At 59.8% G+C, this 9,277-nt stretch carries 9 protein-coding genes and 1 pseudogene; 1 reads left to right on the top strand and 9 read right to left on the bottom strand.

Annotation, left to right across the window (positions count from 1 at the left end; all coding sequences use genetic code 11):
* The 9 genes and pseudogenes from ACFQND_RS14590 to ACFQND_RS14550 all read right to left on the bottom strand — a co-directional run.
* Window positions 1-80 (bottom strand): annotated as a pseudogene (locus ACFQND_RS14590) (GTP-binding protein); the annotation flags it as partial.
* 146 nt (window positions 81-226) lie between these two features.
* The gene (fusA, locus tag ACFQND_RS14585; RefSeq protein WP_371439492.1) at window positions 227-2,329 is read right to left on the bottom strand and encodes an elongation factor G; all 2,103 of its coding nucleotides are present in this window, start codon (window positions 2,327-2,329) and stop codon (window positions 227-229) included.
* A 147-nt stretch (window positions 2,330-2,476) separates the two neighbouring features.
* A complete protein-coding gene (rpsG, locus tag ACFQND_RS14580; RefSeq protein WP_011481226.1) occupies window positions 2,477-2,950 on the bottom strand; it encodes a 30S ribosomal protein S7 in 474 nt (157 codons plus the stop codon).
* Window positions 2,951-3,151: 201 nt separating this feature from the next.
* Complete coding sequence (rpsL, locus tag ACFQND_RS14575) at window positions 3,152-3,529, bottom strand: 30S ribosomal protein S12 (RefSeq protein WP_092130055.1); 378 nt, start codon at window positions 3,527-3,529, stop codon at window positions 3,152-3,154.
* Between the two features lie 172 nt (window positions 3,530-3,701).
* Complete coding sequence (locus ACFQND_RS14570; RefSeq protein WP_371439493.1) at window positions 3,702-4,892, bottom strand: D-alanyl-D-alanine carboxypeptidase family protein; 1,191 nt, start codon at window positions 4,890-4,892, stop codon at window positions 3,702-3,704.
* Between the two features lie 18 nt (window positions 4,893-4,910).
* Complete coding sequence (locus tag ACFQND_RS14565; protein WP_371439494.1) at window positions 4,911-5,552, bottom strand: alpha/beta hydrolase; 642 nt, start codon at window positions 5,550-5,552, stop codon at window positions 4,911-4,913.
* A gap of 142 nt (window positions 5,553-5,694) precedes the next feature.
* Window positions 5,695-6,069, bottom strand: a complete 375-nt coding sequence (locus tag ACFQND_RS14560) for a (2Fe-2S) ferredoxin domain-containing protein (protein WP_371439495.1) — start codon at window positions 6,067-6,069, stop codon at window positions 5,695-5,697.
* A 16-nt stretch (window positions 6,070-6,085) separates the two neighbouring features.
* Window positions 6,086-7,192: a VanZ family protein gene (locus ACFQND_RS14555; RefSeq protein WP_371439496.1), complete on the bottom strand. Its 1,107-nt coding sequence runs from the start codon at window positions 7,190-7,192 to the stop codon at window positions 6,086-6,088.
* 135 nt (window positions 7,193-7,327) lie between these two features.
* Complete coding sequence (locus tag ACFQND_RS14550; RefSeq protein ID WP_371439497.1) at window positions 7,328-7,756, bottom strand: CopD family protein; 429 nt, start codon at window positions 7,754-7,756, stop codon at window positions 7,328-7,330.
* Window positions 7,757-8,197: 441 nt separating this feature from the next.
* Between ACFQND_RS14550 and hemB the strand changes: the two genes are divergently transcribed.
* Entirely contained in the window at window positions 8,198-9,214 is a 1,017-nt protein-coding gene (hemB, locus tag ACFQND_RS14545; RefSeq protein ID WP_371439498.1) for a porphobilinogen synthase, read from the top strand.
* Window positions 9,215-9,277: the final 63 nt, after the last annotated feature.

The raw sequence follows: 9,277 nt of genomic DNA, 5'->3' as shown, positions 1-9,277 counted from the left end.
GTTGTCTTGCCGTGGTCAACGTGACCAATCGTGCCGACGTTGACGTGCGGCTTGGTCCGCTCAAATTTGCCTTTTGCCATTTTTATCTCCAGATAAAGAACATGCCCGTGTACGGTTTAACGTCTGCACTGTGTTGCTGATTCACTTCGCACGGGTACAAAGTGGCACACAATCGCAGACAAGGAACGGTAAAGCCGGCCTCCTGCGAGACCGGCTTCTTTTTTACTTACTTGGCGCGCGAAGCCATGATGGCTTCAGACACGTTACGCGGAGCTTCCGAGTAGTGCTTGAATTCCATCGTGTAGGTCGCACGACCCTGGGTCGCAGAACGCAGCGTGGTCGAATAACCAAACATTTCCGACAGGGGAACTTCGGCCTTGATAGCCTTGCCGCCGCCAGGAATGTCTTCCATGCCCTGAACCATGCCGCGACGTGAGGACAAATCGCCCATCACGTTGCCGGCGTAGTCTTCCGGTGTTTCCACCTCGACGGACATCATGGGCTCCAGGATCACCGGACCGGCCTTGCGGCAGCCTTCCTTGAAGCCGAAGATGGCAGCCATCTTGAACGCCAGTTCGTTCGAATCCACATCATGGTAGGAACCGAAGTGCAGCGTCACCTTGACGTCCACCACCGGGTAACCAGCCAGCACGCCGGACGTAACAGCTTCGTTGATACCCTTTTCCACCGCAGGGATGTACTCACGGGGAACCACACCACCCTTGATGGCGTCGATGAACTCGATACCCTTGCCCATTTCATTGGGTTCGATCTTGAGCACGACGTGGCCGTACTGACCCTTACCGCCCGATTGACGCACGAATTTGCCTTCGGCATCTTCCACCGTCTTGCGAATGGTTTCGCGGTAAGCCACTTGCGGCTTGCCAACGTTGGCTTCCACGCCGAACTCGCGCTTCATGCGGTCAACAATAATTTCCAGATGCAGCTCGCCCATACCGGCGATCAGGGTCTGACCGGACTCTTCATCGGTCTTGACGCGGAACGATGGATCCTCAGCAGCCAGGCGCTGCAAGGCAATGCCCATCTTTTCCTGGTCGGCCTTGGTCTTGGGTTCCACGGCCTGCGTGATCACGGGCTCAGGGAATACCATGCGCTCCAGAATAATGGGCGAATTCAGGTCAGACAGGGTTTCGCCCGTCGTCACGTCCTTCAGGCCCACGCAGGCGGCGATGTCGCCGGCGCGGATTTCGTCCACTTCGACGCGGTCGTTCGCCATCATCTGCACGATACGGCCGATGCGCTCTTTCTTGCCCTTGATCGTGTTGTAGACGGTATCGCCCTTGGTCAACACGCCCGAGTAAACGCGCACGAAGGTCAGCTGACCCACAAACGGATCGGTCATCAGCTTGAACGCCAGTGCCGAGAACTTCTCGCCGTCGTCGGCCTTGCGGCTGACAGGCTGCTCTTCTTCATCGGTACCGGTCACGTCAGGAATGTCCGTCGGCGCTGGCAGGTAATCGATCACGGCGTCCAGCATGCGCTGCACGCCCTTGTTCTTGAACGCGGTGCCGCACAGCATAGGGTGGATTTCCGTCGCGATCGTGCGCGTGCGCAAGCCGAACTTGATTTCATCTTCGGAGAGGTCGCCCTCTTCGAGGTACTTGTTCATCAGCTCTTCAGAGGCTTCGGCAGCGGCTTCGACCATGTTTTCGCGCCACTTCTTGGCAGACTCGAGCAGGTCAGCAGGGATCTCTGCGTACTCGAACTTCATGCCTTGAGACGCTTCGTCCCAAATAATGGCCTTCATCTTCAGCAGGTCGACGACGCCCTTGAAGCCTTCTTCGGCGCCGATGGGAATCACCACGGGCACAGGGTTGGCCTTCAGGCGCAGCTTCATCTGGTCATAGACCTTGAAGAAGTTGGCACCGGTACGGTCCATCTTGTTCACAAAGGCCAGACGCGGCACCTTGTACTTGTTGGCCTGGCGCCAGACGGTTTCCGACTGGGGCTGAACGCCGCCCACTGCGCAGTAAACCATGCAGGCGCCGTCAAGCACGCGCATGGAACGCTCGACTTCAATCGTGAAGTCCACGTGGCCTGGGGTGTCGATGATGTTGAAGCGGTGCTCGGGGTAGGACAGGTCCATGCCCTTCCAGAAGCAGGTCACGGCAGCCGAAGTGATCGTGATGCCGCGCTCTTGCTCCTGCTCCATCCAGTCGGTGGTGGCAGCGCCGTCATGCACTTCGCCCAGCTTGTGAGTCACGCCGGTATAAAAAAGAATACGTTCGGTCGTCGTGGTCTTGCCAGCGTCGATATGGGCCGAGATACCGATATTGCGGTAGCGCTCGATGGGGGTCTTGCGAGCCATGGTGAGTCCTTGAGTGGTCTTGTTGCTTGAGTGTCCGGCCGCACAGGATTACCAGGCAGGCCGACAAATTGTGGCCGCCTCAATCAACACAAGGCTGCAGGCAAAATTGCCGGCAGCCTTGCACCTGTGTCGAGACAGCGCTCTTTTTTAGAAACGGAAGTGGCTGAACGCCTTGTTGGCTTCGGCCATGCGGTGAACTTCGTCACGCTTCTTCATGGCGCCGCCACGGCCTTCAGTGGCCTCCATCAGCTCATTGGCCAGACGCAAGGACATGGACTTTTCGCCACGTTTCTTGGCGGCTTCCTTCAACCAGCGCATGGCCAGGGCCATACGACGGACAGGACGCACTTCAACCGGCACCTGGTAGTTGGCACCACCGACACGGCGGGACTTCACTTCAACCATTGGCTTGATGTTGCCGATGGCCATGTGGAAAGCCTCCAGCGGGTCTTTGCCAGGGTTCTTTTTCTCGATAAAGTCGAGCGCGCCATAAATGATGCGCTCTGCGACGGCCTTTTTGCCGCCTTGCATGATCACGTTCATGAACTTGGCGAGATCGACATCGCCAAATTTTGGATCAGGAAGAATTTCACGTTTAGGGACTTCGCGACGACGTGGCATTTTTTCACCTCTTTGCTTCAGTTGGCACCGCTTTTTGGCAGCACCGCGAGAGTTAGCAAACCCTCACTTACTCGACCGGCACAACTATTTGCACTTGGGTCACTTCGCTTAAAACATCTGCCCGATGAGTTAAGCACCTGTTTTTGAAGGAGTCATGACAACTTCTTCTGGCACGAACCGTAAGGTCCGGGCCGGCCGGATTTATTTGGCCTTTGGCTTCTTCGCGCCGTACTTGGAGCGCGACTGCTTGCGGTCTTTCACGCCTTGCAAATCGAGCGAACCACGGACGATGTGGTAACGCACACCGGGCAAATCCTTGACACGACCGCCGCGAACCAGCACAACGCTGTGTTCCTGCAGGTTGTGGCCTTCGCCGCCGATGTAGGAAATGATTTCAAACCCGTTGGTCAGGCGCACTTTGGCGACTTTACGCAGAGCGGAGTTTGGCTTTTTAGGCGTCGTGGTGTACACACGGGTGCACACACCGCGGCGCTGCGGGGAATTTTCCATCGCAGGGCTCTTGGACTTGATCTTCTCGACCTCGCGCCCCTGACGGACTAGCTGATTAATGGTTGGCATTTAAAAACGTCCCTAAACGTTTGATAACTAACAAGATAACGTGAAAACGGAAATCTCCCTGGAAATCCAGAAAAGCCTTCTAGTGTAGCAGTTCATGCTTCGGGCCGCAAATCTGGCGCGACAGCCGGTACAAAACCACCCCAAACAGGCTGTCTTGAAGCGAAATCCGGCCTTATTTGATCCAGAGCCTGATGGCGTCCCAGGCGCGGCCAAAGATACCGGCTTCTTCGACGGCTTCCAGCGCCACCAGGGGCACTTCAGCCACCACTGCCGGGTTGTCGCCCGAGGTCACCTTCAGGCTGCCTATGCGCTGGCCCCGGCTGAACGGTGCGACCAGCGGATCGGGCCGGGCCACCTGGGTTTTGAGTTTGGGCGCGCTGCCTGCAGGTACGGCAACCACAATCGGCTGGAACTGGCCAAGCTTGACGGTGGAGGCACTGCCCTTCCAGACGCTGGGCGAAACCACGGCCTGGCCGCCGTCGAACAACTTGACGGCCTCAAAGGCGGTGTAACCCCAGTTCATCAGCTTTTGCGACTCGGTGGCGCGCGCGCTGTCGCTGGCCGTGCCGAGCACGATCGCCAGCAGGCGGCGGCCGCCCGGCGCACCGTTGGCACCCAGATTGGGGAAATCGCGCTTGGCCGTGGCAATCATGCAATAACCGGCTGCGGCGGTGTGGCCGGTTTTCAGGCCGTCCACCGTGGGGTCGCGGAACAGCAGGGTATTGCGGTTGGTGTCATTGGCAGCAGGCGTACCCGGGTAACGGTACTTCTTGATCGCGGAAAAACCCATGTAGTCGGGGAAATCCTGCATCAGGCGAGTGGACAGAATGCTCAGGTCGCGTGCCGTGGTGGTGTGGCCGGGCTCGGTCAGGCCTTCAGGGTTTTTGTAGGTGGTGGACTTCATGCCCAGCGCCTTGGCCTGCTCGTTCATGAGCTGCACAAAGTGCTCGACGGTTCCACCCACACCTTCGGCCAGCGCCATGGTGGCGTCGTTGCCTGACTGCACGATCATGCCCTTGATCAGGTCTTCCACCGGCACCTGCATCTTGGGGTCGATGAACATGCGCGAGCCGGGCATCTTCCAGGCCCGCTCGCTGACGCTAAAGGTTTGCTTGAGGTCTATTTTTTTGGCCCGCAGCGCGTCAAACACCAGGTACTCGGTCATCAGCTTGGTCAGCGATGCCGGCTCAACCGGGGAGTCAATGTCCTTGGCGGCCAGTATCTGGTTGGCCGTCACATCCAGCAGCAGGTAGGAGCGCGCCGCAATTTCGGGCGCCTGTGGCACCTGGGCTTGCGCCACGGAAGAAACGGTAAAGGAGAAGGCGAGCAACAGGCCGGAAAAGGCCCTGGCAAAACAATACATTGATAACGATCCGGTAACTCAGGGAAGGGTGGAAGACAGGTGGCGAACCACCAGATTTTTCAGCAGGGGCAATTGTCCATGAAAGAAATGACCGCCACCGGGCACAACCGTAACAGGAAGTGCCTGGGGCCTGGCCCAGTCCATCACCGCGGCAAGCGCCACGGTGTCGTCCTGCTCGCCATGGACAACCAGCGTGTTGAGGTGGGCTGCCGCATCGATGGGCGCGGCGGCGGAGCGGCTCACACTGGTGCCGACCAGCACCAGCTTTTCGATACTGCGGGACGGGTTCAGGCGCCCGAACGCGTGGGTGGTCACAAAGGCGCCAAAAGAAAAGCCCGCCAGGCAAAGTGCGCCCTGCGGTGCCGTTCCGGCAACCACGGCCAGCATGTCGTCGAGTTCACCCCGGCCTTCGTCATGTTCGCCCTCGGTGCCACCTACGCCGCGAAAGTTGAATCGCACCGCCGTCCAGCCGCACTGCGTGAAGGCGCGCGCCAGCGTCTGCACCACCTTGTTGTCCATGGTGCCGCCAAAAAGTGGATGCGGATGGGCAATCACAGCCACGCCTTTGGCGGCACCGGCGCCGCCTGCAGGCTGGTCAATCGCGACTTCGATCGCGCCCACAGCACCCTGGAGCACTGTTTTTTGGGTTTGGGAGTTCAATGCTTTACTTTCATCAAGAACAAGGTCTGCTACCAAAACAATAGCTGGCCGCGCGCATGGGACGGCGGCCAGAGGCCAAAACAGCTCTCAAATCGGGCTTCGGGGCTGGTTCTGGGCGTTTTCACCATGGCCCGGAAGCGCTTTAGCGACCCAGATGGACAGGCGTCAAAAGCCGCTCCACCACTTTGCCGTTCTTCAGGTGCGAATCGACGATTTCGTCAATGTCATTCGCATCCACATAGGTGTACCAGACCGCTTCGGGGTAGACCACGGCCACCGGCCCGGCGGCACAGCGGTCCAGGCAACCGGCCTTGTTGACCCTGACCTTGCCCGGCCCCGACAGGCCGGCCGCCTTGACCTGGGATTTGCAGCGGTCAAAACCCTCCTGCGCGCGATGGTCGGCGCAGCAGTCCTCGCCACCCTTGCGCTGGTTGAGGCAGAAAAAAATGTGCCGCTCGTAATAAGAAGCGCCTGAGGAGCCGGCGGGCGCCGTGTCTGGGGTTTGGGGTGCGGTCATGAGAGGATTTTACTTTTTAGCCGTCAACCGGCTGTGCCGGCTCCCGGCGGGACAGCCTGGTCAACACATACAAGAGTGCCGCATAAGGCCACAACCAGCCCAGCCACTGGACCAGGCCGTGAAACCGGATAAACCGCCCCTGTTCCCAGGTTTGCAGGGTCTGGGCGAAGTAAGCGCTCGCAGGCGCCTGGTTGAGTAGCCCCAGGTGAATCGCCAGCGCCAGCAAGGTAAAGGCTGCCGCGCCGCGACGCCGCACGGGCAGCAACACCAAGGCCATGGCTGCGGCAAGACCAAGCCCGACGCGTACCGGCAGGTCCAGCCAGGCCCAGGCATGGTCGGGCCCGTAGCTCAGCGCAGCGGACAGCGCCGATGCCGCAATGCCGGCCGCCAGCATCACCACGGAGAACGCTGCGCGTTGCCTGACGGTACGGATCACGCAATAGCCCAGCAGGCACGGAATCAGCGCGCCCAAAGCCACGCACACCAGCTCGGCACCTGGCACCAGCGGCTGGAGTTCAATGTCGCGCACCGGTAGCCAGTTGAGGAAAGGGGTGTCGGCCAGCGCCTCGGCCAGTGCCACTTCCAGCCGTTCCAGCACCTGGCCCAGGCCCATCGGTACCGATGCCGGAAACAGCAGGGCCACCGGCCAGAGCACCAGCAGGACCAACGCCCCACGCGCATCCCGCGCCAGCCAGCGTGCGCGAAAGCGGCTCCAGTGGTCTATCACACCCATTTTTTGAAGCAGCCAGGCGACACACGCGCCGGCCCAGGCGCCGCCAGTGTTCAGCACCAGGTCGACGTTTGATGGAACCCGGGAGGGCAAATAGCTCTGCAGTGTTTCCATGCACAGGGACAACAACGCACTGCCGAGCACCGCCACGCTGACCGCCCATTTGACACGCCGGCTGCGCAGGGCCGATAGCGCCAGCAGGAAACCCACAGGCGCATAACCCAGCAGGTTGACCCCGACATCAAAGCCGGTCCAGTACTTGGGCAAAGGCGCTGCCAAAAACCTGAACGGCGAGATGCCCTGGTCGCGCCAGTCGGAAAAAGGGTAAAGACTGGCGTAGATCACCAGGCAGATGGTCGCCAGCGCCAGGGGCCATGCGGTGGTTCTGTGCATACCACTGACATCCTCACGATGCTGCGCATCGTGTAGTTCTGCCCCCCTTTCAGGGGACGACGCATCACGCCCGGCAAAGCCGGTTCGTCCACGTCTGCTGGTGAATTCGGGGAAGGCACTGCGTTCCCTTGGTTGTTAGAAGGGCTTGACCACGACGAGAATGACGGCCGCCAATAAAAGCAGCACCGGCACTTCGTTAAACCAGCGAAACCACTTGTGGCTGCGCGTATTCCGGTTGGCGACAAATTTCGCCAGGACACGGCCGCAGGCGTGGTGATAACCAATCACCAGCAACACAACAAAAAGCTTGGCATGCATCCAGCCGTTGCCAGGACCGCGTCCGATGTCGTAACCCAGGTACAGCCACAGCCCGAAGACCAGCGCGGGCACGGCCAGCATGGTCGTGAAGCGCAGCAGCTTGCGCGCCATCAGGATCAGCCGCTCGCGTTCGGCAACACTTTCAGGCGGCACCATGGCCAGGTTCACAAAAATGCGTGGAAGGTAAAAAAGCCCAGCAAACCAGCTGGCAACAAAAACAATGTGGAGTGATTTGACCCAGAGCATCGGGGTAGTTTAGCCCCGGCACTTGAAGCAATGTGCGCGTAAGGACACCTTCAGAAATTCGTCTGGCGGGATGAAGTGCAAGGCGCGAGGCGCACAGCAACCGGAATGTACCCAGGTACATGAGGATTGCGAGCACCGCGCAACGCGGCAATTCGCCCGTCAGATGAATTTATGACGGTGTCCAAAAAAACGCCCGGGTGGCACTTGGCCATCCGGGCTGGTAAGCCTTATTGTTTTGACACATAAAGGCCCCGCTCAGGGAGGAAAAGCGGGATGCAGTTGCCAAATTGGTAACTACACACATTAATTTTAATCATGCAGCGCGATGCTTGGCAACCGCTTTCTGAGAGGACTAAGTAAATTGGGCTATAAAACCGGCAGGCCATGTGCCCTCCGCTCAGATAATTCTTGGCTACAGCAAAGCTTTGGCACAATTTGCCCATGACCCTGCACGCCTCCAACTTCGCCCCCTTCCCCTCGGGCCGGCCACGCCGCCTGCGCCGCGACGCATTTACCCGCAACCTGGTGCGCGAAAACACACTCACCGCGCACGACCTGATTTACCCCGTCTTTGTGCATGAAGGCCAGCAGCGCCGCGAAGCGGTGGCGTCCATGCCAGGCGTGGAACGACTCAGCCTGGACCTGCTGCTGCCGGTGGCCGAAGAGTGCGTGAAGCTGGGCATTCCCGTGATGGCACTGTTCCCCGTGATTGACGCTTCGCTCAAGACCTATGACGGCAAGGAAGCCACCAACCCCGACGGCCTGGTGCCGCGTGTGGTGCGCGAACTCAAAAAACGCTTCCCCGAACTGGGCATCATGACCGACGTGGCGCTGGACCCTTTCACCAGCCACGGCCAGGACGGCCTGCCCGACGACAAGGGCTACATCCTGAATGACGAGACGGTTGAAGTGCTGGTGCAGCAGGCGCTTTGCCAGGCCGAGGCCGGTGTGGACATCGTGGCGCCCAGCGACATGATGGATGGCCGCATAGGCGCCATCCGCCAGGCGCTGGAGTCGCGCAAGCTGATCCACACCCGCATCATGGCCTACAGCGCCAAATACGCGAGTGCGTTTTACGGCCCTTTCCGGGATGCGGTGGGTTCTGCCACCAGCCTGGGCAAGGCCGACAAAAAGGTCTACCAGATGGATCCGGGCAACAGCGACGAGGCACTGCGCGAAGTTGCCATGGACATCGCCGAAGGCGCCGACATGGTGATGGTCAAGCCCGGCATGCCCTACCTTGACGTGGTGCGCCGCGTGAAGGACGAATTCAGGGTGCCGACCTTTGCCTACCAGGTCAGCGGCGAATACGCCATGCTCAAGGCCGCCGCGCAAAACGGCTGGCTGGACCACGACGCGGTCATGATGGAAAGCCTGCTTGCCTTCAAGCGTGCAGGGGCCGACGGCGTGCTGACCTACTTTGCGATAGACGCCGCCAGGAAACTGCAGCAAGCCTGAAGGCGCAGGCAAGCGACAGCTCCTGGGTTACTATCAAAACAATAGCTGTCCGCGCGCATATTC

The sequence above is a fragment of the Polaromonas aquatica genome, assembly GCF_042659145.1.
GTDB classification, from domain to species: domain Bacteria; phylum Pseudomonadota; class Gammaproteobacteria; order Burkholderiales; family Burkholderiaceae_C; genus Polaromonas; species Polaromonas aquatica.
Note: the sequence above shows the minus strand (reverse complement) of the source record. Positions and strands in the feature narration are given on the sequence as shown.